Raw genomic sequence first — 24,370 nt, forward strand, 5'->3', positions numbered from 1 at the left:
ATTCATGTCTGTATTTACACCAGAAGAAATTACGAAACTTGCTGCGAATTCAGGAAGGAAAAAAGGTCATTTATCATTGCTCCCTATACTAATTCTTGGTTTTTTTGGTGGTGCTTTTATCTCATTAGGGTATTTACTCGATATTCATGTTATTGGGACAATGCCAAAATATTGGGGATCATTTTCTAGTTTTCTAGGCGCTGCTGTATTCCCTATTGGTCTTATTCTCGTTATTCTTGCAGGCGGTGAACTAGTTACTGGTAACATGATGACAGTTTCTATGGCCTGGTTCCAAAAGAAAATTACTTTATTTTATTTCATACGAAATTTAGTTATTGTTACATTTAGCAATTTCATAGGAGCTGTATTCGTAGCCTATTTTTTCGGTCATATCGTCGGCTTAACTGAAGGAGCTTTTTTAGCGAAAACTATTTCTATCGCTCAAGCGAAACTACAAGATACACCATTGCAAGCATTTATTTCTGCAATCGGATGTAATTGGCTCGTTTGTTTAGCTGTTTGGCTCAGTATGGGAAGTAAAGAATTTATCGGAAAGATTATCGGTATTTGGTTCCCAGTTATGACTTTTGTTGCGATTGGATTTCAACACGTTGTAGCCAATATGTTTGTCATCCCAGCTGCGATTTTTGCCGGTCATTTCACTTGGGCTGAATATTTTCCAAACTTTATTTTTGTTTTCTTTGGAAATTTAGTAGGGGGTATGTTATTTGTAGCACTACCTTACTTCATATCTTATAATAAGAAACTACCTTCTCATCAAGAGAAGACTGAAATGAAGAACAAATCTCTATCCGCTTAAATGGAATGTCTATAAAGTGTCCTAAAAAATATTACAAATTTCATTTTTTTTGCGAATATATGTACGTACACTTGTTCTCGAATGTTTTATACGTTATAATAACAACTTAAATAGCATTATTTACATATGAGGTGAAAAACATGAACAAAACAGAATTAATTAAAAACGTAGCACAAAATGCTGAGATTTCTCAAAAAGAAGCTACTGTAGTTGTACAAACTGTAGTAGAATCAATCACTAACACTTTAGCTGCTGGTGAAAAAGTACAACTTATCGGATTCGGTACATTCGAAGTTCGCGAAAGAGCTGCTCGTACAGGCCGTAACCCACAAACTGGTGAAGAAATGCAAATCGCAGCTTCTAAAGTACCTGCTTTCAAAGCTGGTAAAGAACTAAAAGAAGCTGTAAAATAATGAAAAATATCCTTCTCATTTATGAGAAGGATATTTTTTTCATAACATAATTAATAAAAATCTGACCATTATGCTGTTTCTTTTGTTCTTTTATGCAAATAAAACCTTTACTTTTAAAAAAAGGTTTTGCGGTAATGCTCGCCTCTGTATATATCTCCCTATGCCTCAATTTCACTGCTTCTTTTTCTAACATCTGTAGTATGTATGAAGCGACTCTTTTCCCTTGATAATCTTTATGTGTAAATAAACGATCTACGTAATGATCATCGTTATAATCCCCAAATCCCAATATCACACCGTTATGATCCGCTACATAACTAATATTCTTCTCTAAAGACTTTAACCAGCTTTCTCTATCTAGTCGATTTGGTGCCCACGCCTGTAGCTGTAACTCATTATAATCTTTTGCATTAACCGTATGAACTGTCTCATAGAACAATTGTAATACTTGCTCTAAATCTTCTTTCTGAAATGTTCTAACTATAATATCTTTTAACATATATAAGTCTCCTTACCAAACTACCTCTTAACTTTTCTACTACATACGATTCCATATTTCTTCTTTATTATATCGTTTTAATTTCTATACGAACAAAAAAACAATACTTATTCAAAGTATTGTTTTTTAATTCTATTCAATTACTTTAATGTAGCTTTTTAAGACTTTAATTTAACTCTTTGTAATCTTAATGCATTTAATACAACGGATACAGAACTAAATGCCATCGCTGCTCCAGCAACCCAAGGTGCTAAGAAGCCTAATGCCGCGATTGGAATTCCTAACGCGTTATAAGCTAATGCCCAGAATAAATTTTGTTTAATATTTCTTATCGTCATTTTACTCATAAAGATCGCATCAGCAATACTATTTAAATCCCCACGGATTAACGTAATATCTGCCGCTTCCATCGCTACATCCGTTCCTGTTCCAATTGCCATACCGATATCCGCCGTAGCAAGAGCAGGAGCATCATTTATTCCATCTCCAACCATTGCTACTTTCTTACCTTGTGCTTGGAGTTTTTTCACTTCTTCTGCTTTTCCTTCTGGCAATACTTCTGCAATTACGTGATCAATACCAACTTGCTTTGCAATCGCCTGAGCAGTTTGTGTATTATCTCCTGTAATCATCACAACGTCTAGACCCATTTTTTTCAGTCTTGCGATAGCTGCTTTTGAAGTATCTTTCACAGTATCTGCAACGGCAACTATACCGGCATATTCTTTATCGATTGCAATAAGCATTGCTGTTTTTCCTTCTCGTTCTAGCGCTTCCATTGATTTAGAAACTTCTTCAATATCAATATTGAATTCCTTCATTAATCGACGTGTGCCAATTAATAATTGTTTTCCTTCTACAACTGATTCGATACCGAATCCTGGAATCGCTTCAAACGTTTCTGAACTTGGGATATCAATTTTCTTTTCTTTAATTCCTTCTACAATCGCTTCTGCAAGTGGATGTTCAGAATTTCTTTCTGCTGCCCCTACTAAACGTAGTATTTCTTCTTCACGGAATCCATCTGCTACAATTACATCTGTTAACACCGGCTTCCCGTTTGTCACAGTACCTGTTTTATCTAGAATAACTGTATCTAATCGGTGTGTTGCTTCTAAATGCTCCCCGCCCTTAAATAAAATACCATACTCAGCCGATCTTCCTGATCCTGCCATAATAGATGTAGGCGTTGCAAGCCCTAATGCACACGGACAAGCGATAACAAGTACGGCAATCATTTTCTCAAGTGCTCCGCCAAAATCACCAGGTGTAACAAATAGCATCCACACTGCAAATGTGATAATTGCAATCACAACTACAACTGGTACGAAAATACCTGAAATTTGATCTGCTACCCTTTGAATAGGAGCTTTTGAACCTTGAGCCTCTTCTACTACTTTAATAATTTGAGCTAATGCAGTATCTCTGCCTACCTTAGTGGCTTTCACTTTTAAAAACCCATTTTTATTTATTGTAGAACCGATTACTCCATCTCCAATTGTTTTATCAACCGGAATACTTTCGCCTGTTAACATCGATTCATCTATCGCTGACTTTCCTTCTACAATTTCCCCATCTACTGGGATTTTTTCACCAGGCTTTACATAGACGATATCACCAGCTACTACTTCTTCAATCAAAATTTTTATTTCTGTTCCATCTCGCACAACTGTAGCTGTCTTCGCTTGTAAACCCATCAATTTTTTAATCGCTTCTGATGAGCGCCCTTTTGCTTTCGCTTCAAATAATTTACCTAAAATAATTAATGTAATAAGTACCGCACTCGTTTCAAAATATAAATCTGTCATATGTTCCGAAGAACCAATAGATTGAATACTTAAATATACACTATAGAAATAGGCGGCCGACGTTCCAAGCGCCACGAGAACATCCATATTAGCACTTTTATTGCGTAACGCTTTATAAGCCCCAACATAAAACTGTCCACCAATGATAAATTGAACAGGAGTTGCAAGTGTTAGTTGCACCCAAGGGTTCATTAACATATCTGGTAAATAAATAAACGAAGTAAATGAGAAATGACTAACCATTGCCCACAATAATGGGAAAGATAAAATAAACGAAATAATAAACTTCTTCTTTTGTCGCTCAATTTCTTGTAATCGATGATCAGTTGATGCATCTTGATCATCTGGTTTCACTTCTAATTTATATCCTAGCTTCGTAATCACGCTCTTCATTTCATTTACATTAACTTCATCAGGATTAAAGTCTACTGTGGCTGATTCTAAAGCAAAATTTACTGTCGCCTTGTTCACACCATCTAACTTATTTAAACGCTTTTCAACTCTATTTGCACATGCTGCACATGTCATTCCTGAAACAGTAAATTCAGCTTTATCACTTACAATTCCATATCCTAACGATTCAACTTTTTCTTTAAATTGTTGCGGATTTGTTTTAGTTGGATCGTACATTATTTTTGTTTTTTCAAGCGCAAAATTTACATTTGCCTCATGAACACCTTCTACTTTTTTTAGACCTTTTTCAATTCTATTTGCACATGCCGCACATGTCATTCCTGATATTTGAAGATTGGCCTCTTTTTTTTCATTCATGTCTCTCACCTCTATATACCCTTATGAGGTATAATTATTAGCAAAATAAATCGTACTTCATTTAAAGTACGATTTATCTCCATATCTAAAAATAATTATTGAACATCGTATCCTTGATCTTCGATTACAGCAACGATATCTTTTAATGTTACAGCAGACGAATCGATAGTAACTTCAACAGTTCCTTCTGCTAATTGAACCTTCACTTGTTCAACACCGTTTAGCTCTTTCACACTGCTTTCGATAGCATTTACACAATGTCCACAAGACATACCTTCAACTTGTAATGTTAACTGTTCCATTTAAAATCCTCCTCTTGTTTATTCATTGTTTGTTAATCACAATTACATCTTACCATACCCCCCTAAGGTAATCAATGGTTTTATATCATGATTTTTCAATTATTTTCTAAAAGTTTATTTTACACACACTTTTTCACTACAATACACCAAAATCCAATATAAGGGTAAACAAAAAAACAAGCCAGTTAAATACTAGCTTGTTTTTACGCTTTTGAAAAACGTTCAAATACTGTCATTAATTCTTCAATTGCTTCGTCACCATTTCCATTTTTAATAGCTCCTGAAACACAATGACTCGTATGATTTTTGAGAACGCCCATTCCTACTTTTTTCATCGCTGCATTAATCGCTGAAATTTGCACTAAAATATCCACGCAATAACGATCATTTTCAATCATATTTTGAATACCGCGAACCTGTCCTTCAATTCTCTTTAATCTATTTATAATCTGTTCTTTTTCTTTTTCTGATCTATGTGTTACTGCTTCATTCTCTTTATGATCCATATTATCACCTTCTTAAAGTTTCTCTTCATCCAATAAAACAATTGTTTTTATGAGTATACCAATTATAGCATTAAATATCTACGCATGATACCCCATAAGAGTATATTTACACTTTATGCCTATTCTTAACAACTTATTAGCTTCTCAGCCTCAATTATCATGATACCCTTTCCTTTTTTCAAAAAAATAATAAAAGGGGATTATCCATCCCCTCTTATTATTCATCCATAAATACAAAAGTCTCAATTTATACGTGTATAAATTGAGACTTTTTTCCTTCTATATATAATTATTGCTGATCACATACTTTTTCATCATTCACTACTGAAGTTCCTTCCACGGTTACCGTATGAAAACAGTCATTTACACGAACTGTCACAACATTATCTTGCCGATCAATAACATGATATTCATTAAAATTTTTATTCAGAGCACTGCGAATTTGTTCTCCTTCATAAATTGGAATTCCATGTGATAAAACCCAAATAAGCCCAGCGATAGCAAGAATAGTTTTCATACGATCTACCTCCTTGAAAATATAGTGAACTTTTAATCCATGCTTTTGCAGCTCTACGAATCATGATTGGAATGAACTAAGCCTTTTTGGAAATAAGTTCATTTCGTCTATTTTATGTTTATGCTAATTGTGACCGAATTGTGACAACTTTTCGTCTCTTTAGACGAAAAGTTGAAACAAAACGTTCAAAAAGGACAATTCTACATATCAAAAAAGGTTATGGAACGTTTCATCCATAACCTTTTTAAGTCCAATCCTACAACTCATCCACCGTACTTCATGTGATCTTTGTAGAGTTGTTTTATTTTCATTCATTGACATCAAAGCAAAACTTCGAAAATACTTCCCACACAAGTTCATTTCTGCTACTTACCCCAGTCTTTTCAAAAATGGATTTTAAATGATCTTGTACCGTGTATATAGATATACAAAGTTCTTGGGCTAATTCCTTTGTCGACATACCTGTAAGAATTTTACGTATTACTTGCTTCTCACGTATTGTAAAACTATAAGCTTCCATAATAAGTGGAAAAATCTCTTCCGGTCTTGCTCTTTCGAATAGAACAATATAACCACCTTGAAAACTACTTGTACGTTCTAACTTACTAGCCCGAATGATTAAAAAATGGCCATAGGCTAAAGGTAGACAAACGTTTTCTTCTCTATTCATACACCCTACATTATACTCGTTAGCCTTTACTTTCGAACAAACCGCACGTATTGGCCTTGGTATTTCTTTTATATTTAACTGTTCATGCTTTCTAAGATTTGAAAGCCACTCGCTGCCACCTTGATTCCAATATAATACACTAAAATCCTCACTTACTATAATCGTACCTGTGCCTATCACCTTCTCTTCTGAAAAAGGTATAGAAACTGTCTTCTTTAAAGCCTCTCCAGCGATTGGGACTATCGTTGCTAAGTACTTACAATCATCGATATGAAAAGCGGGACTTATACTTCCTCGAAATAAACTAAGATGGCCATAACATTTCCCCTTACTCATACAAACGCCCCTTAATTCATCTCCAAAACTTGCTGGTTTTAAAATATTTCGGTATCTAGAGCTTTTCTTTTGTTCACCATTTGTCGCCATACTTAGAGAAGCAACATGAGGAGAGTGTTCTGTTAAACATTTAAATTTATTAAAATCATCTTCTAAAAATTCATTCATAAACAATTGTGGATGAATCTTTTCAACACTCTCATCGGTAAATGCCCCAGTAGATAAAAAAGAAATTGGGTCTATAGTTGTAAAACAAGCGGCGTCAAAATCAATAACTTTACGTATCAAGTGGAGAAATGACTCTTGAAATGATCTTATAGAACTTATATGATTCGCTACCATTTTAATTTCTTTCATTGTTTTTTCATGCATCCTCTTCCCCCCCCAGATTTACGGGATTGTTCCCCTTCATAATTTCATTTCATAATAAACCTATAAAACACATACTTAGGAGGTTAAAAATGAATTGGAATGATACTACCGTAAATTCATATGAACAAAGAATTCCATGTAAAATCCCAGGCTACTACCACCTATATGAAATGATGAACCATTTTTTATTTACTACACTCCCTATAAAAAACATGAATCCAAATTTACTAGTTATAGGTGCTGGTGGCGGACAAGAAATTCTCTCAATAGGCAAACAAAATAACAACTTATCTTTTACAGGGGTCGATCCATCTGAAAGCATGCTACAGTTAGCTAAAAAAAGAATTAAAAACGAAGGCATACAAAACCATGTTCATCTTGTACATGGAACTATCCATACATTATTACCAAATCAGTTATTTGACGCTGCCACCTGTATGCTTGTCCTGCACTTCATTCCAACTAATAAGGAGAAAAAAGAACTTATTAATGATATTAGTAATCGCCTAAAGCCTGGTGCGCCATTCTTTCTCGCTTCAATAAATGGTGTGCCCCATACAAGTATGTTTTCTACACAATTACATGCTTGGCGCAATCATATGATGCAAAATCAAATTCCATTAGAAGATTGGGACCGATTTGAAAATTCTTTTGAAACAGAAATATTTCCTATTTCCGAAGCTAATTTATTAACTATTATGGAGGAATGTGGCTTTACTCAAATGACTCGCTTTTTCACTAGTTTTTTAATTGATGGATACGTTGCCTTTAAACAATAAGGAAAAAAGGTAAGCAATTGCTTACCTTTTTTCCTATACGTAACTAATAAATCTCAATCCTTTACTTAAAGACGTCGGCACAACAGATGCATGATTCTCTCCTTCAGCTTCATAAAACTTAAATTTAAGTTTATCGTGGTTTACTTGGAGAAGGCGCTCTGATAATTCATTTGCACCTACAACCATATGCTCTCGTTCTAGTGACCCAACTGTAAGGAACACTCCTGTTTCAAACTTAGCATTGTTTAATTCATGTATAAGGTTCTCTTCTTTTTCAAGTACAGATTTATTATTCCACCATATAGATGGACTACTAATAAAATAATTTTGAAAAGCATTTAAGTTTGTAAATAGTATATGGAGAGCAAATAGTCCACCTAAAGAATGCCCAAATAACGTTTGCTTACCTTTATCAATCTCAAAATTCTTTTCAATTTGTGGTTTCAGTTCTTCTTCAATAAAAGTAAAGAAATTATGTGCTCCTCCTGTTTTAGGCCACGGTTTACCATCTGGTTTTAAAGGAGCATCTTTTGAAATTACGCTAGGCGTAAAATCATAGCATCTTTCTTCCCCTGAAAATGCGCCTTCAATTGGATAACCCACTCCTACTATAACAGCTGGTGAAACACCGGTTTTTTCCGCTCTTACTGATTGTATTTTAACTGCTTCATGAAATGTTTGAAAAAAGGCATTGCCATCTAATACGTAAATGACAGGATATCCTGAATCCGGTGCTGGTTGCCTCGGCTTTGAAATATGAATTTGATATTCTTTACCTTTTAATTTTGAATACATTTTCCACTGCTCTGTATTAGATGTTATAATCTGCTGTTTTTCAACTGTAGTATTCACCCTATCCCCCCCTTTTTAACTTGTTACATATATTTCGATTTTTTCTTCTTGAGATACAACGCTATCATAACCGAAACAAACAGGAGCCCCGTTATACGGATCAATCATGACACGCGCATCAATATGAAATACTTCTTTTAACACTTCATTTGTAATGATTTCTTCTGGGCTACCAGTTATAACAATTTCTCCTTCCTTCATTGCAATAATTTCATCTGAAAACCTTGCTGCATGATTAATATCATGTAATACCATAACAACCGTACAATTATGTTCTTTATTTAACTTCTCCACAATTTGTAATACATCTAATTGATGAGACATATCAAGGTATGTAGTTGGCTCATCTAATAGCAACACTTCTGTCTCTTGTGCTAATGCCATCGCTAGCCATACCTTTTGTCTTTGACCGCCCGATAAATTTGCAATTTGTCTCGTCCGAAATTCAGAAGTTTTCGTTATATCTAATGCCCAATCAATCATTTCTTTATCTTTTGTCGTTAACTTATTTACGTTATTTCGATGTGGATAGCGTCCATAAGAAATTAATTCTTCCACTTTAAGTTCACCTGGTGCAATTGGCGTTTGCGGGAGTAAAGCTAACTGCTTCGCAATTTCTTTCGTTGGAATTGTATGTAAATCTTGCCCTTGCAAATATACTTTTCCGCTTTTTTGTTTTAAAATTCTTCCCATTGTTTTTAACAATGTCGATTTACCGCAACCGTTTGGACCTATAATTGTCGTTACTTTTCCTTCTTGTATTTCCACATTTAAATCGCGAAACACTGTAAGCTTTTCATAACTTGTTTCTAAATTTTTTGCACTTAAAATACTCACTTTTATTCCTCCTCTTACGCTTTCGCCTTATAAAGTAAATATAAGAAATACGGTACACCGACAATAGAAATAACGATTCCAACTGGTAGCTCTACAGGTGTGAAAACTGTTTTCGCAATAAAGTCTGAAGCAATTACAAGAAACATTCCTATTACGCCGCACGTAGGAATTATATACTTATGTTGAATACCGACAAGTCTTTTCGCTATATGCGGTGCCATTAGTCCAATAAAACCGATACTCCCTGAAACAGCAACACATGCGCTCACAAGTCCGATACTACTTAACAGTAAAATCGATTTCTCTCTTTCTACTGAAACACCTAAACTTGTAATACTCGTTTCTTCCAATTGAAATAAATCTAATAAATAAGCTTTCTTTTGTATAAGCGGAATTAAGATAATAAGCCATGGTAACATAGCCACAATATACTTCCAGTTTGCACTATATATACTTCCAGACACCCACACTGCAGCCATCTCGAAATCGGTTGACTTCATTTTGAGTGATAAATACATAGAGAATGCTCCAAACCCTGAACCGATTGCAATCCCTGTTAATAACAGTCGTTGCGAATCTAACTTACCGTTTTTCCAAGAAAACAAATAAATGATTAGCGCTGCACCTAATCCACCTATTAAACCAAACATAGGCATCATCATTATAGAAATCCAATCTGTGCTCTTTAGTTGCCCTTGAAAGAAAAACATAAAAATAACGATGGCTGTTCCTGCTCCGGCGTTTACGCCTAAAATACCTGGGTCTGCCAATCCATTTCTTGTAATCCCTTGAATAACGGCACCTGCAACACCAAGGCCTAATCCTACTAATCCAGCAATTACAATACGCGGAAGGCGAAACTCAAAAATAACTAAATCATGTTCTGGTACTGGATCAATTCTAAAAAGTGTTTTAAATACATCTGTAATCGTAATATCAAACGTACCATTCGTTAAACTAATGTAAATGGCACATAGTATTAAAAATACAATAATCCCCATCGTCATTCCAAAACGTTGACTTGAACTTTTAAGCATGTCTCTCTCCTCCTCTTGTACGAATTAAATAAAGGAAGAAAGGAATTCCAATTAAAGATGTTACGACTCCAATTGGCGTTTCAAATGGATAATTTACAAATCTACTTAAAACATCACATAACGCTAAGAAAACGCCACCAATAACGCCTGCACATGGCAAAATCCACTTATAATCTACCCCAATTATAAAGCGAGTAATGTGCGGAATAATTAAACCTACAAAACCAACTTTCCCCACTAAAGCAACTGCTGTTCCTGTTAAAAAGATAACTGATAAAATTGCCATCGCTTTAACTAGTTTTGTACGCTGCCCTAAATTAATAGAAACCTCTTCGCCTAATGAAAGAATGGTAATAGATTTTGATATTAACAGCGCTAAAATTATTCCAATTATCCCAAACGGTATCGTGATTTTAATGATATTAGGATCTACTTGATCTAATTTTGCATTAAACCAAAAACTAACATTTTGAGAAATTTGAAAATATGAAGCCATTGCAGCCGATACACTGCTTAAAAATGTTCCAATAACTGTCCCTATAATCGCTAACCTAACTGGTGATAAGCCATTTTGAAGGAGCGAACCAAAACCAAACACGATACCGGCTCCTAGTGCAGAACCAATCATTGAACATAAAACCATACCAATTGATGACATTCCCGGAAGAAAGATCATACAAAGTGTAATAACAAAGGCAGCGCCATCCGTCACACCCATAATAGAAGGGGATGCAAGATAGTTTCTTGTCATCCCCTGCATAAGTGCTCCTGATATGGCTAGAAATGCTCCGACTAAAAGAGCTGCAACTACCCTTGGTAAACGTGAAGTAATAATAATATTATGATTTACATCGCTTGAATCAAAATGAAATAATGCGTTCCACACTGTTTCAGCATCAATACTTTTCGCCCCATACAAAATCGAAAGTATAACTGTAAATAAGATGAGTATGGGTGCTATACATAATATGGTTACTGGTACTGCATTTGTTTTCTGCATATCATTCAACGCACCTTACTTATTGTATTATTTAGATAAATTTTTCACTGCTTCTTTTAAGAATGCTGTTTTACTCCAAGCAGTACCACCTTGTGCCATTGGATCTACAACATTTACAAATACTTTCTTTTCCTTCGCAGCATTCATACTTTGCCAAATTGGATTACTTTCAATTTCTTCTAACACTTTCGGGTTTTTATTTTCACTTGCCTCATATTGTAAGAAAATATAATCTGGGTTAAGTTCAGCAAGTTTTTCAAATGAAATTTTCTCTTGTGCTTTTACAGTTTTCAATTGTTCTGGAGCAGTTAGTCCAAGATCTTTATAAATTACAGGGTTGAAGTATACTCCATCTGGATATAAGAATAATTCGTTTGCTCTTAATCTAATGACAAGTACTTTTTTATCTTTTAACTTATCTCCTAGTTTTGCTTTTGCTTTTTCAGCGTCCGAATTGTAGTCTTTAATAATTTTTTCTGCTTTATCTTTTTTACCAGTTAATTCTCCCATTAACTTTAAGTTATCTTCCCAATTTGTTGAAACGTGTGATACCGGGAATGTAGGAGCTACTTTCGTAAACTTTTCAGCTGTTTCTGCTGGGAATTTCGTACTCGATGTAATAACATCTGGTTTTAATTGTAGTAATGTTTCGAAATTTGGTTGCATTTTCTCACCAACAGATTTCGCACCTTCTAACTCTTTTTCAAGGTATTTTGGTAATTTACCACCTACAGTAATGGCACCAACTGGTTTAATTCCAAGTACCGCCGCATCTTCCATTGACTCTAAACTAGCTGTCGCAATTTTATCTACTTTTGCTGGCACTGTATATTCTTTACCTAAATATGTAATTTTTCGTTTTTCATCTTTTTTCGTTTCCGTAGCTTTTGTCTGTTGTTTTTGCTCGCCTGAAGTTTTATCCGCACTATTACATGCCGCTAAACCTACACTTAAAACTGTAACCATCCCTAAAGTAAATAATTTCTTGTTCATCTTTATATGTCTCCTCTCGAATTTTCAAACTATATTCTCAATAAAATTTAACTATATGAACCTTGTCTCAAATATATATTTCATTAGATTAATAATTTTATCCAGAACTCATTCACGTTCACTTCCCCTAGACTATAATTCTTTTACACCTTCATCACTTGATAACCGTTTCTACTGATAATGATTATCGTTACTAAGTATATATTTAATATGAAATTATTTCAAGAATGATTTGAAAAATTTTAACAAACTGAATTAAAAAAAGAAGTATCCGCCTGATTTTAGGGAGATACTTCTTTTTTTAGAAATTTATATGTAATTCAACTGGACAATGGTCTGATCCCATTACTTCACTATTAATTTTCGCTTCTGTTATTTGGTCTTTCATTCTTTCCGAAACAACAAAATAATCTAAACGCCATCCGATATTTTTCGCTCTCGCGCCCATACGATACGACCACCACGAGTATGCACCTTCTTGATCAGAATAAAGGTAACGATACGTATCAATAAATCCTTCTTCTAAAATACATGTAAATTTCTCTCGTTCCTCATCGGAGAATCCAGGGTTTTTACGATTACTTTTTGGATTTTTCAAATCGATTTCTTTATGAGCAACATTTAGGTCTCCACAAAAAATAACTGGTTTTTTCTCATCTAATCGTTTGATATAGGATCTGAAATCATCTTCCCATTTCATTCTGTAATCTAATCGTTCTAATCCACGTTTTGAATTTGGTGTATATAACGTGATCATGTAAAAATCTTCGAATTCTAATGTAATAAGTCGCCCTTCTTGATCATGCTCTTCAATTTCTAAGCCGTATGTAACAGAAAGCGGTTCTTTTTTTGTAAAAATAGCCGTTCCCGAATACCCTTTTTTCACAGCGTAATTCCAGTATGTATAATATCCCTCTAGATTTAAATCAATTTGGCCACTTTGCAATTTAATCTCTTGCAGACAAAATATATCTGCATTAGATTCTTCGAGATATTCTAAAAATCCACCCTTTGCAATAACTGCACGTAAACCATTTACATTCCATGAAATTAACTTCACTTATAGTCCTCCTCTTGATGTTCACTTTCAAAGTTCATGCTATCACAAAATAGAAAAACAATCATATGTTCATCTTTGTAATCTTGCTCTTACATTTGTAAATACGTACATACGCACTTTATTCAGGTTATACTACTTTCAGAGGTGATGTTTTTGCACAATGAAGGGTTAACATTAACGAGTGAGTATTGGCATGCAATTATTCATAATGATTCTTCCTATGATAGCAAATTCTTTTATGCTGTGAAATCAACTGGAATCTTTTGCAGGCCATCATGCAAATCAAGAATACCGAATAGAAACAATGTACGAATTTTTCATCATGCAGAACAAGCATTAAGTGAAAACTTTCGCCCGTGCAAACGTTGTAAGCCAAACGGGATCACTTTACCTAATGAAGAGTGGGTAGAACAAATTAAAGACTATATCGAAAAGCATTATGACGAATCCTTAACTCTCGACATGCTTGCGGAAATGTGTCATGGTAGCCCTTTTCATTTACAGCGTACTTTCAAAAGAATAATAGGGCTAACTCCTATAGAATATATACAACAATTCAGGGTTCTTAAAGCAACCGAATACCTTTTACACACAAATCAATCTATTAAAGAAATTAGTACTGCTGTCGGGATAGAAAACCCAGAGTATTTCGCAACTTTATTTAAAAAAAAACCGGATTTACTCCTACTGAATATCGAAAAAAGAACGAAATGAAAGAGGGATACGATAATGAATTCCTACAAAAATAATTATATATATTGGACGCTACTTACACATAAAAATTGGCGATTTCATATTGCTGCAACTGAAAATGGACTATGTTTCATTGGATCACAAGACGAAAACTTTGAAGAATTAAATATATGGGCTAGAAAAAAACTGCCCCAACATATATTGATCCATAGTCCAGATTACTTGCAAATATATACGAAAGAAATTATCGAATATTTAGAAAGCAAGCGAGAAACTTTTACATTCCCTATCGATGCTTATGGAACTAATTTTCAATCATCTGTTTGGAATGCGGTACGTGAAATTCCTTATGGAAAGACCTATTCTTATACAGAAATTGCTGAAAGAATTCAAAAACCTAAAGCTGTGCGCGCCGTTGCTTCTGCTATTGCTGCTAACCCTCTTCTTATTACCATTCCTTGTCACCGCGTTATTGGGAAGAATGGGAAACTAACCGGATTTAGGGGTGGATTAGAAATGAAGAAAAAATTGCTTACATTAGAAAAGTTGCAGGTGGAATTCATATGACAGCAGAATATAATAGCGCATTATCTATAGCAGTTCCAAAAGAATTTTGTTTCCAAGAAAATTTACGTTATCTATCACGTTCTAACAATGAATGTATGTTCCATATTGAAGATAACAAAATTTATAAAGTTATCCCTGTTCAAGATATAAATCCTCTAGTTGAAATTAGTGTGAATACAGATGGCAATATTCAAATACTTTGTTTAGAAGAATCATTCACATCTGAAAAATCGATACGTGAAGCTGTAGCTAACTATGTAAAAGAATGGTTTGATTTAACTACTGATTTAGCCCCCTTTTATACATTAGCTAAACATGATTTACTCCTTCAAGGACCAATTGAACAATATTATGGCCTTCGTACTTTAGGTATTCCAGACTTATTTGAGGCACTTTCCTGGGGAATTATCGGTCAACAAATTAACCTAACATATGCTTATACGCTAAAAAGAAGATTAGTTGAGCAATTTGGAAGTTATGTAGAATGGGACGGTAGAAAGCATTGGATATTCCCATCACCTGAAACAATTGCAAATCTACATGTAGAAGATCTCCAACAATTAAAAATGACGACTAGAAAATGTGAATATTTAATCGGTATTGCGAAGCTTATCACAGAGGGAAAACTATCAAAAGAGGATTTACTGCAAACACAAGATGTAAAGGTTGCTGAGAAACAATTAACCGCTATCCATGGTATAGGCCCATGGACTGCCAACTATGTTTTAATGCGTTGTTTAAGATTTCCTTCAGCTTTTCCAATTGATGATGTTGGTCTGCATAATGCAATTAAATTTATAACAGGTTCCGAAAATAAACCGACTAAAAATGAAATAAAAGATTTCGCGGCAAACTGGGCTAATTGGGAGTCTTATGCGACTTTTTATTTATGGCGAGTACTATATTAAAAGAACCAAGTAGCACATTCGTACTACTTGGTTCTTTTTTAAGCTTGCTCCTCAAAACGTCTTGCAATTTCTACAATAACTTGAACGGCTTTTTCCATATTATCTACCGAAACATACTCAAATTTACCGTGATAGTTTTCACCACCAGTGAAAATATTCGGCGTCGGTAATCCCATATATGATAATTGTGATCCATCTGTGCCTCCGCGAATCGGATGAATATTTGGTTCAATGTCTAAACTTTTCATTGCTTCATATGCAATATCAACAATTTCTCTTACCGGTTCAATTTTTTCAAGCATGTTATAGTATTGATCATTCATTTCTAAGACGACTGCATCTTCACCATACTTTTCTTGCATATTCTTCACAATATTTTTAACGTTATTTTTACGTGCCTCAAAATTTTCACGATCAAAGTCTCGAACAATATAATACGCTTTACTTTGCTCAACATCACCATTTAAAGAAAGTAAATGATAGAATCCTTCATAGCCTTCTGTATATTCTGGCGCCTCTTCTACTGGTAAATGCCCATTAAACTCCATAGCCAGTTTAGTTGCATTGCGCATTTTATTTTTCGCTGTTCCAGGATGTGTATTCGTTCCGTTAAACGTTAACTTAGCACCTGCAGCATTAAAACTTTCATACTCTAAACCACCTAATGGACCTCCATCCATCGTATAAGCGAATGATGCACCAAACGCTTCTACATCAAAATGCGCTGGCCCACGACCAATTTCTTCATCCGGTGTAAATGCTACTCTTATTTTCCCGTGCTTAATTTGCGGATTATGTATTAAATGGTTCATTGCAACCATAATTTCTGTAAGACCAGCTTTATCATCTGCTCCTAGAAGTGTTGTACCATCAGTTGTAATAATGGTATGCCCTTTATATGATGGTAATTCCGGGAACTGCTCTGGTGTTAACACAACATTTAGCTCTTCATTTAACGTAATTGCATTACCATCAAAATTTTCATGAATTTGTGGCTTGACGTTTTTCCCTGTAAAGTCTGTTGCCGTATCTAAATGAGCTAAAAATCCGATTACAGGAACATCCTTGTCCGTATTAGCTGGAAGTGTTGCCATTACATAGCCATTATCATCCATCATTACTTCTGTTAACCCAATTTCTTTTAGCTCTTCCACTAATAACTTACCAAACTCAATTTGTCCTGGTGTTGTTGGTACTGTATGGCTTTCTTCATTTGATTGCGTATCAATTTTTACATATCTCGTAAATCTTTCAATAAGTTCTTGTTTCAAGTTCATTCACTCCCTTTTACGTTTCTCTCTCCATTATAATCCTTAAAACGAAATATTTTAACTTTTTTGACTGTGAAGATACATATTTCATTTACATTGTTAACATTTTTAAACGAATGATAAAAAGACATAATATTTGTACATTAAAACCGTAACAGGTAACATACATAATTATAAAATATGGGAGGTTTTAAAGATGAGGCTAACTCTCTTTCGCTATTTTCTTTTTTTCTTAGGATTAATTTTCTTTGGCCTTGGAAATGCTCTTGCGGTCAAAGTTAAATTTCTAGGCTTGCACCCTTGGGAAGTTTTAAATATGGCTCTCTACCAAAAGTTTGGATGGACCATTGGTACGTGGAGTGTCATATGTGGGTTATGTCTCGTTCTAATATCTTTACTAGTAGATCGAAAATATATAAATGTCGGTACATTTTTGAATGCACTACTTATCGGTCCCATTATGGACTTTTTCTTACAATCAAACATGCTTCCAGACGCTAGTAATTATTTATGGATAAACTTACTCATTTTATTTTCTGGTATTGCCATTACAGGTATCGGGGGAGGGATGTACGTTGCAGCTGGGATTGGCGCTGGCCCTCGTGATGGATTCATGCTTACTATTTCCGACAAAACAGGACTTTCTATTAGCCGTGCTAGAATCATAGTAGAATGTATTGTACTAGTTGTTGGATTTATGCTAGGCGGTCCTGTTTTCATCGTAACTTTTCTGTACACCTTTATTCAAAGTCCAATCTTTCAGCAATCATTTAAGATGTTTCAAACACTTTTACATACTTTACATAACAAAAAGAAAATTAGTGAACATATTTAAAGTACTGCTTAATGCAAATAAATTCACCCTATTTACGACTCCCGCCGCAAATAGGGTGTTTCTGTTTTTATCTCGCAATTTAAGAATATATAATACTACTCATTCACAATAAAAGTATATACATCATCATAAATACAACCATTTACTTTAATCACATACTTCCCAGGTTTATTAAAACTAATTGTGTATTTATTTAACTGAATTGCTTCTTTATCTCCAGAAAGAATATCAATACTTCTGCCACTTAATACATACAATTCATTTAGATCCATCGTTACATCAATTGTATTGAAATTTTCCACTTTCACTTGCTGTGCTTCCGCAACGCTTACACTTGGTTCTAAAAACAGTAGTCCACTTAATCCAATCGTCCCCGCTAAAGCAACTCCCGCAAACTTTTTAATCTGTTTCATTACAATGACCTCCTTATAGATTTTGCGTAAAGGTGATGTCCCCCTTACACCACAAAGCCTATATGTAATGAAATGAAAAGTAAACGGGGACTGTAAGACAAAATTCTACATCTTTTTCTCCTATTGAATATAAATCCAACGTTTGGAGTTTTGACACATTTAAAATTGTTTCCCTAAACCAATTCCCCCATAATTTATTCAAATACTGAATAATTACTTATTGATTTAACATTCTAAAAATAGTTGATAAAGATGCTTTCTATTCAAAAAAAGACTTTGCTATAAAAGTAACTTTTACAACAAAATCCATGCAACTAATTTTATTCCGCTTTCCATAATCTCTCTACATTCATTAATTGTTCTTCTTTAAACTCCATCTTATATATATCCGGTTTTGACGTATTCATTAAAAATTCAAAACCATATTGTTTATCAAAATAGTTCATCATTAATGTCATGACAAGCCCATGTGTACCAATTACAATTTTGCGTCCTTGAAAATCTATTAAGATTTCTTTTAATACTTTCACTACTCTTCTCTGGCAGTCTGCATATGACTCTCCTTCCGTTCGTGAAAAGTCCGGATTAGAGAACATCTTCTGTACAAGTGGATACACCTCTTTGTCTGATATAACCTGACCCTCACTTGAAAACATACACTCTTTAAGATTTTCATATACTACTATTTCTTTTTCATGGAAATTAGCTGACTCCTCTATCGTTAACATAGCCCGATTATAGGGACTGGAAATAAAAGTATGAATTTTCTCCGCTTTTAATATGTCAGTTACTCTACGGGCATCCATACGTCCCTTCTCAGTTAACCCGCGCATTCTTTCATTTCCTTCTAGTTTTGGTGATTCACCATGTCTAACCATATAAATATATGTGCTCATAATTTCTCCTTAAAATTGTTTATTAGTTAATACATCACGTTCATTTATCCCATTTCAACACTTAAGTGTAATACTAAAATACTTTATAAAATGTGCTGATTTGTTCGTCTAATCCATTCTCCTACTAAACTCTCAAATAATTCAGGCTGCTCAATTTGCAAATTATGCCCTGCCATATCTAACACTGCTAATGTTGCCCTGGGATATTCTTCAATAATTTCTATAATATTTTGATAACCTACTGATATATCTTGTCTTCCAGTCAGTAAAAGAACGGGCTTTTCATATTTTTCACGCTGAAAATCCATAGTAAGAGAGTAATTCTTTTGCAACCTTTCAATAAATTCATAATTAGCAACATCTAACCCAGGCTTAATTTCTTCTTTAAATCGCGTATATGTATATTCATTTGCTATTACAGCTAACTCACAAAATTTCTCTCTTTCCGTGGAAGTAAGCGTATTTAAATATTCCTCATCTTGTACAATTACCTGTTTATCTGGAAGAATCCTTTTTTCTGGCTCCGCTACAACAACAGGACATACTAATAGTAATCCGCTAACTCTCTCAAACATCTTTGTAAGTATACCTTTGGCTAAATAGCCTCCATATGATTCTCCTACCAATAAAAATTTTTCAGTAGAAATGATTTCCTCAATAAATGTGATAAGCACTTCTACTATACGATCTGAACTATTTATCCAATTTGGAGCGTTCGATTTCCCCATACCAGGTAAATCAATATATATTCGCTTATAACCTTCATATTTCTGAAATACTGATTCCATACATTTCATCATTAACCTATGATCAGGGGCGCAGCCATGTATGATAATGACCGGTTTACCCTCTCCCACAATTTCATAGTATATTTCTGCATCTTTAATTCGATATATCATAAAAAAACCTCCCTATTTAGTGGCAATACTATCCACTCTGTAAGAATACACGTTCTTATTCTATATCCTTTCCCTATATTTTCACAAATGTTAATTTTCAGATTTAAAATAAAAATCTCGCCTAAAAAATCCTCATCATTTTATATGCAATTTTGCATCTCCACTTACAAATCACTAAAAAAACTTTACAATTCAAAGGATGACTAAATATACAATTTCTATTTAAAATCTTGATACAGTCTATACTATCAACCACAATGTTTTTTTAACTTTAAGAATACTTACACTATTTAACACTTTCCTTATAAACATGATTTTTATAAGGAAATCTGATACAATTCTTAAATAATATTATTATGTATAGATATAACGAACATAGTACATAATTAAAGAAGGTGATTTCATTGAAATTAAATAAAAATTTACAATTATGTATATTAATTGGAACATTAATATGCTATTCAATCTATTTTATGTTTTTCTATCTGTTCCCTACTCATTTTTCAAATTCAGATGTACGCTTCGCTTCACTTATCGTTGAAGCCATTACATTTGTATCACTGATTTACTCTATATATTCTAAAAAAGTCAGTTCAAATCCGTTTTGGATATGTATTACAATAGCAATTGGTAGTTTTTTATTAGGGAAAATAGTATATACATATCAGGATAGCTTCTTCGAAATTCCAATACATCGTTTTACTGTTTCTGATGTATTTTACATGTTTTTTCTATTTTTCTGTCTTATCGCTTTCTGCTATAAAATTTTAAAGGAATGCAATAAATGGGAAAAAGCGTTCTTTATTTGTGATATATGCATAGTGCTTACTTCCATATTTACATTAGAATGGTATTTATTTAACCAACCAAGTTTAAATATATTCTCTCTTTCACTAGGAGATGTTTTCCTTTCATTTTTATACCCAATTGCAGATTTATTATTTCTGCTGCTAGGTGTTAGTCTCTTTTTCCGTCCAACAATTTTTAAATCCAAACGGAAAATTTATATCTTTATTTTTGTATTAATAAGTTCTGCAACTTTTAACTATATTTATTTTTACTTAAATAACCACTTATCAACTGAAACGATAACATTATTACGTCTTTTATATAGAATACCTATATTACTTATTGCAATAGCTGGCTCTATTCCAGAAGATCATAATAGCCATAAAAATTATTTCATTGTAAACCCTATAATAGGAAAAAAAGCTTTAGTTGTATTTCCCTATCTTGCTGTTGCAATACTAATCGGGTTTACATTAAAAGAACAAACATCATCTTCAACTCTCATTACAGGAAATTGTATTACTTTTATTTTCGTACTCATTCGTCATTCTATCGTACGTATGCAAAACAATTCCTTAACAAAACGTTTGCAGGCATTTAATGCCCAACTAGAAGAAAAAGTTACTTTACGGACGTCTGATTTAGTTCATAAATCAGAGGCTCTTTCTCAAAAACAACAAAAGTTTAAATCATTATATGAATATCATCCTGACCCTATTTTCACCATTGATTTAAATGGAATATTCTTAAATGTAAATAAGGCTGGGAGTGTACTACTTGGTGCACCAACGGATGAGTTACTAGGTGAAACTTGTTTTTCGATTATTTTAGATGAAGATAAGCATAAGCTAGCATTGGCATTAGAGAAAGTGAAACAACAAGAATCGGCATCCTTACAACTTAGTTCTCAATATAAAGATGGCTTTACTTATTTTTTATACGTTACAATCATTCCTATTATAATAGACGGACAAATTTCAGGAAGCTATATTATGGTGAAAGATATTACTGCACTAAAAAAACAGCAAGAAGAAATTAAATATTTAGCATTCCATGACACAGTAACGAAAATTGGGAACCGTGCCTTTTTTCATAAAAAATTAAAGAGAGTTATAAAAAATGCTAAAATAGCAGGAAGCGAGTTTGCATTATTATATTTAGATTTAGATCGCTTTAAAGCAATTAACGATACACTTGGACATTCGTCAGGAGATTACATATTAGAAGAAGTAGCAAAGCGATTCCAATCATGTCTTCCATCACATACTCATCTTTCAAGAATCGGTGGCGATGAATTTACAATCATAATTGAAAACTATACTGACGAAGATTACTTATTCCAATTATGTAACCAATTATTTGAATGCATGAAAAAATCATTTATCATACATGAGCATAAATTAACTTTATCACTGAGTATCGGCATCGCTATTTATCCACATTCCGGAATCGATACCGCTACACTCCTGAAAAACGCCAATGTTGCAATGTATGATGCAAAAGCAAAAGAGCTTAACTCTCTCTCTATTTATGACGATGTAATCGCTAAAAAAATTGAAAGACGATTACGATTAGAAAAAGATTTACCAAACGCACTACAAAATGAAGAATTGTTCCTTTTGTATCAACCTCAAGTTGATAGTGAATCTAATAAAATCATCGGTGCAGAAGCTTTAATTAGGTGGAATCATCCTGAATTAGGTATTATTTCTCCATACGAGTTTATTCCGATTGCAGAAGAAACACTACAAATTATTTCAATAGGAAAATGGACATTAGAGCAGGCTTGTAAGCAAATGAAACGTTGGCACGGACTCGGATATTCACATTTAAAAATAGGTGTAAATTTATCTGCTAAAGAATTTGAACAAGAGGATTTTGTAAGGTCTATTTCTTCTACTTTAACAAATACAGGTTTACCAGCAAGCTCTCTTGATCTTGAATTAACAGAGCGAATTGCAATGATGGATGAACGAGAAACATTGATAAAACTGCGTACACTAAAAAGTCTAGGGATTCACATTTCAATCGACGACTTTGGTACAGGTTATTCTTCGCTAGCCTACTTACCTTTATATCCAATTGATACATTAAAAATTCCGAGAGAATTTATTACAATGTCTGAAACATGTGATGATGGAATGGAAATTATTAAAACAATCATCACATTAGCAAATACACTAGGAATGTCTGTCATTGCTGAAGGTGTAGAAACAAAAGAGCACGTAAATTTCCTTCAAAAAAATAAATGTCAGTTTATTCAAGGTTATTATTACAGTAAGCCTATTCATATTGATGCATTTACTGAGCTATTAGAAAACGGCATTCACCCATATTACATAGCTAATTGGAATAACTAACAATAAATTTGAACAAATATAGTAAAAAGGAAAGAAGATACCTTCTTTCCTTTTGTTTTTCCATTTACATTTCTATTACTTCACCACATCATTTATTATATCTACTAATTGATGAATCCCCTCATCATTTGTTTTTTTATATTCATTCATGTTTTGAATATATTTCTCCTGATTTGTATACAACTTATTTACTGCATGTATAAATGTATTCGTATTTACTCTGTCTTGGAGTATTACTTCCGCATATCCTTGCCGTGAAAAATATTCAGCATTTAAACCTTGATCTCCCCTACTGGAACTGTTAGTTAACGGGATAAGCAACATCGGTTTCTTCAAAAATAACAATTCAGAAATAGCAGTAGAACCCGCTCTGGAAACTACAACACTTGCCATATTTAGTATATGCGGCAACTCGTCTCCTATATATTCAAATTGCATATACCCCTCCATGCCAATAGATGGGTCTACCTTCCCTTTACCACATATATGAATAATATTAAAGTTTAATAGTATTGTATCTAAACATTTCCTTACCATATCATTTATCCATTTAGCACCTTGACTCCCACCCATAATTAATAACACTGGTTTATCTTGTTGAAATTCACAATATCTTCTTCCTCTTAATACGTTACCCTTCTCAATTTCTTCCCTTACAATCGGTCCTACATAAACCTTCTTCTCATTACTTACATTTTCTCCTGTCTGAGGAAATGTTGTGCATAGCTTTGTAGCAAAAGGTAATGCTATTTTATTGGCAAGTCCTAATGTGCTATCTGGTTCACGTATAATTATAGGCACACGATTTAACCATGCTCCTATAGCTACAGGAACTGAAACAAATCCTCCTGCTGAAAAGATAACGTCAGGCTTTGTTTTCTTAATTAATTTATAACTTTGTAAACAACCGCTTATAATTTTAAAAGGATCTTTAAAATTCTCCCAATCCCAATATCTCCTAAGCTTGCCCGTTGAAACACTATTGTATTTAACATTTTTCACTAATGATTTTTCAATTCCATTTTTGGATCCAATATACTCGACTCTCCATCCTTGCTCTATAAATTTAGGAATTAATACAATATTAATCATAACGTGTCCGGCTGTACCGCCCCCAGTAAAAAGAATCGTTTTGCTCATAACTTATACCCACCTTTATTATTAAAA

24 protein-coding genes and 1 pseudogene are annotated in these 24,370 nt (G+C 33.7%); 8 read left to right on the forward strand and 17 right to left on the reverse strand.

Translation table 11 applies throughout. The annotated features are described in order from the left end of the window. Positions 1-4: 4 nt before the first annotated feature. Positions 5-820, forward strand: a complete 816-nt coding sequence (locus DOS87_RS20855) for a formate/nitrite transporter family protein (protein WP_000110551.1) — start codon at positions 5-7, stop codon at positions 818-820. Between the two features lie 140 nt (positions 821-960). Beyond that, on the forward strand, positions 961-1,233 hold the full coding sequence (locus DOS87_RS20860) for an HU family DNA-binding protein (protein ID WP_001043904.1): 273 nt from the start codon (positions 961-963) through the stop codon (positions 1,231-1,233). A 19-nt stretch (positions 1,234-1,252) separates the two neighbouring features. Here DOS87_RS20860 and DOS87_RS20865 read toward each other — a convergent pair whose 3' ends face one another. From DOS87_RS20865 to DOS87_RS20890, 6 genes are all read right to left on the reverse strand, one after another. Continuing rightward, positions 1,253-1,732, reverse strand: a complete 480-nt coding sequence (locus tag DOS87_RS20865; RefSeq protein ID WP_000910173.1) for a GNAT family N-acetyltransferase — start codon at positions 1,730-1,732, stop codon at positions 1,253-1,255. A 158-nt stretch (positions 1,733-1,890) separates the two neighbouring features. After that, positions 1,891-4,311, reverse strand: a complete 2,421-nt coding sequence (locus DOS87_RS20870) for a heavy metal translocating P-type ATPase (RefSeq protein WP_001003184.1) — start codon at positions 4,309-4,311, stop codon at positions 1,891-1,893. Between the two features lie 95 nt (positions 4,312-4,406). After that, positions 4,407-4,613, reverse strand: a complete 207-nt coding sequence (copZ, locus tag DOS87_RS20875) for a copper chaperone CopZ (RefSeq protein ID WP_000436973.1) — start codon at positions 4,611-4,613, stop codon at positions 4,407-4,409. A 203-nt stretch (positions 4,614-4,816) separates the two neighbouring features. Further along, complete coding sequence (locus DOS87_RS20880) at positions 4,817-5,119, reverse strand: metal-sensing transcriptional repressor (protein ID WP_000349643.1); 303 nt, start codon at positions 5,117-5,119, stop codon at positions 4,817-4,819. Positions 5,120-5,408: 289 nt separating this feature from the next. Beyond that, positions 5,409-5,636 (reverse strand): hypothetical protein, encoded by a 228-nt coding sequence (locus DOS87_RS20885; protein ID WP_000849105.1) that lies wholly within the window; start codon positions 5,634-5,636, stop codon positions 5,409-5,411. 307 nt (positions 5,637-5,943) lie between these two features. Next, complete coding sequence (locus DOS87_RS20890; protein ID WP_000544759.1) at positions 5,944-7,014, reverse strand: helix-turn-helix transcriptional regulator; 1,071 nt, start codon at positions 7,012-7,014, stop codon at positions 5,944-5,946. Positions 7,015-7,103: 89 nt separating this feature from the next. Between DOS87_RS20890 and DOS87_RS20895 the strand changes: the two genes are divergently transcribed. After that, positions 7,104-7,793 (forward strand): class I SAM-dependent methyltransferase, encoded by a 690-nt coding sequence (locus DOS87_RS20895; protein ID WP_001104343.1) that lies wholly within the window; start codon positions 7,104-7,106, stop codon positions 7,791-7,793. A gap of 33 nt (positions 7,794-7,826) precedes the next feature. Here the strand turns inward: DOS87_RS20895 and DOS87_RS20900 are convergent, their stop codons facing one another. The 6 genes from DOS87_RS20900 to DOS87_RS20925 all read right to left on the reverse strand — a co-directional run bounded on the left by DOS87_RS20900 (position 7,827) and on the right by DOS87_RS20925 (position 13,572). Further along, on the reverse strand, positions 7,827-8,645 hold the full coding sequence (locus tag DOS87_RS20900; RefSeq protein ID WP_001098706.1) for an alpha/beta hydrolase: 819 nt from the start codon (positions 8,643-8,645) through the stop codon (positions 7,827-7,829). A gap of 15 nt (positions 8,646-8,660) precedes the next feature. Beyond that, positions 8,661-9,482 (reverse strand): ABC transporter ATP-binding protein, encoded by an 822-nt coding sequence (locus DOS87_RS20905; RefSeq protein ID WP_000025762.1) that lies wholly within the window; start codon positions 9,480-9,482, stop codon positions 8,661-8,663. Positions 9,483-9,496: 14 nt separating this feature from the next. Further along, a complete protein-coding gene (locus DOS87_RS20910) occupies positions 9,497-10,519 on the reverse strand; it encodes a FecCD family ABC transporter permease (protein WP_000920455.1) in 1,023 nt (340 codons plus the stop codon). Then, entirely contained in the window at positions 10,512-11,519 is a 1,008-nt protein-coding gene (locus DOS87_RS20915; protein ID WP_001173054.1) for a FecCD family ABC transporter permease, read from the reverse strand. Before DOS87_RS20915 ends, DOS87_RS20910 begins: the two co-directional genes overlap by 8 nt. Before the next feature lie 27 nt (positions 11,520-11,546). Further along, positions 11,547-12,512 (reverse strand): iron-hydroxamate ABC transporter substrate-binding protein, encoded by a 966-nt coding sequence (locus DOS87_RS20920; protein ID WP_001035504.1) that lies wholly within the window; start codon positions 12,510-12,512, stop codon positions 11,547-11,549. Between the two features lie 301 nt (positions 12,513-12,813). Further along, entirely contained in the window at positions 12,814-13,572 is a 759-nt protein-coding gene (locus DOS87_RS20925; RefSeq protein WP_000767606.1) for an exodeoxyribonuclease III, read from the reverse strand. Positions 13,573-13,725: 153 nt separating this feature from the next. Between DOS87_RS20925 and DOS87_RS20930 the strand changes: the two are divergent. The 3 genes and pseudogenes from DOS87_RS20930 to DOS87_RS20940 all read left to right on the forward strand — a co-directional run bounded on the left by DOS87_RS20930 (position 13,726) and on the right by DOS87_RS20940 (position 15,740). Further along, a pseudogene (locus DOS87_RS20930) lies at positions 13,726-14,321 on the forward strand (bifunctional transcriptional activator/DNA repair enzyme AdaA). Continuing rightward, the gene (locus tag DOS87_RS20935; RefSeq protein ID WP_001089834.1) at positions 14,302-14,832 is read left to right on the forward strand and encodes a methylated-DNA--[protein]-cysteine S-methyltransferase; all 531 of its coding nucleotides are present in this window, start codon (positions 14,302-14,304) and stop codon (positions 14,830-14,832) included. Before DOS87_RS20930 ends, DOS87_RS20935 begins: the two are co-directional and overlap by 20 nt. Then, positions 14,829-15,740, forward strand: a complete 912-nt coding sequence (locus tag DOS87_RS20940; protein WP_000123497.1) for a DNA-3-methyladenine glycosylase 2 — start codon at positions 14,829-14,831, stop codon at positions 15,738-15,740. The genes DOS87_RS20935 and DOS87_RS20940 overlap by 4 nt, the downstream gene beginning before the upstream one ends. Positions 15,741-15,778: 38 nt before the next feature. Here the strand turns inward: DOS87_RS20940 and pepT are convergent, their stop codons facing one another. After that, entirely contained in the window at positions 15,779-17,011 is a 1,233-nt protein-coding gene (pepT, locus tag DOS87_RS20945; protein WP_000807003.1) for a peptidase T, read from the reverse strand. Positions 17,012-17,207: 196 nt separating this feature from the next. On the opposite strand from pepT, the gene DOS87_RS20950 reads away from it, so the two are divergent. After that, positions 17,208-17,846 carry a YczE/YyaS/YitT family protein gene (locus DOS87_RS20950; RefSeq protein WP_001241258.1) on the forward strand — a complete coding sequence of 213 codons (639 nt, stop codon included), beginning with the start codon at positions 17,208-17,210 and terminating at the stop codon, positions 17,844-17,846. 95 nt (positions 17,847-17,941) lie between these two features. Here the strand turns inward: DOS87_RS20950 and DOS87_RS20955 are convergent, their stop codons facing one another. The 3 genes from DOS87_RS20955 to DOS87_RS20965 all read right to left on the reverse strand — a co-directional run bounded on the left by DOS87_RS20955 (position 17,942) and on the right by DOS87_RS20965 (position 20,054). Next, entirely contained in the window at positions 17,942-18,259 is a 318-nt protein-coding gene (locus DOS87_RS20955; protein ID WP_000809494.1) for a hypothetical protein, read from the reverse strand. A gap of 320 nt (positions 18,260-18,579) precedes the next feature. Beyond that, entirely contained in the window at positions 18,580-19,155 is a 576-nt protein-coding gene (locus DOS87_RS20960) for a histidine phosphatase family protein (RefSeq protein ID WP_000109173.1), read from the reverse strand. Positions 19,156-19,238: 83 nt separating this feature from the next. Beyond that, positions 19,239-20,054 (reverse strand): alpha/beta fold hydrolase, encoded by an 816-nt coding sequence (locus DOS87_RS20965; RefSeq protein ID WP_000640339.1) that lies wholly within the window; start codon positions 20,052-20,054, stop codon positions 19,239-19,241. 404 nt (positions 20,055-20,458) lie between these two features. On the opposite strand from DOS87_RS20965, the gene DOS87_RS20970 reads away from it, so the two are divergent. Beyond that, positions 20,459-23,203: a sensor domain-containing protein gene (locus tag DOS87_RS20970; protein WP_000773542.1), complete on the forward strand. Its 2,745-nt coding sequence runs from the start codon at positions 20,459-20,461 to the stop codon at positions 23,201-23,203. Positions 23,204-23,278: 75 nt separating this feature from the next. Here DOS87_RS20970 and DOS87_RS20975 read toward each other — a convergent pair whose 3' ends face one another. Further along, complete coding sequence (locus tag DOS87_RS20975) at positions 23,279-24,343, reverse strand: undecaprenyldiphospho-muramoylpentapeptide beta-N-acetylglucosaminyltransferase (protein ID WP_000047567.1); 1,065 nt, start codon at positions 24,341-24,343, stop codon at positions 23,279-23,281. Positions 24,344-24,370 lie beyond the last annotated feature (27 nt).

The organism is Bacillus sp. CR71, assembly GCF_003429245.1.
Lineage (GTDB): Bacteria > Bacillota > Bacilli > Bacillales > Bacillaceae_G > Bacillus_A > Bacillus_A thuringiensis_S.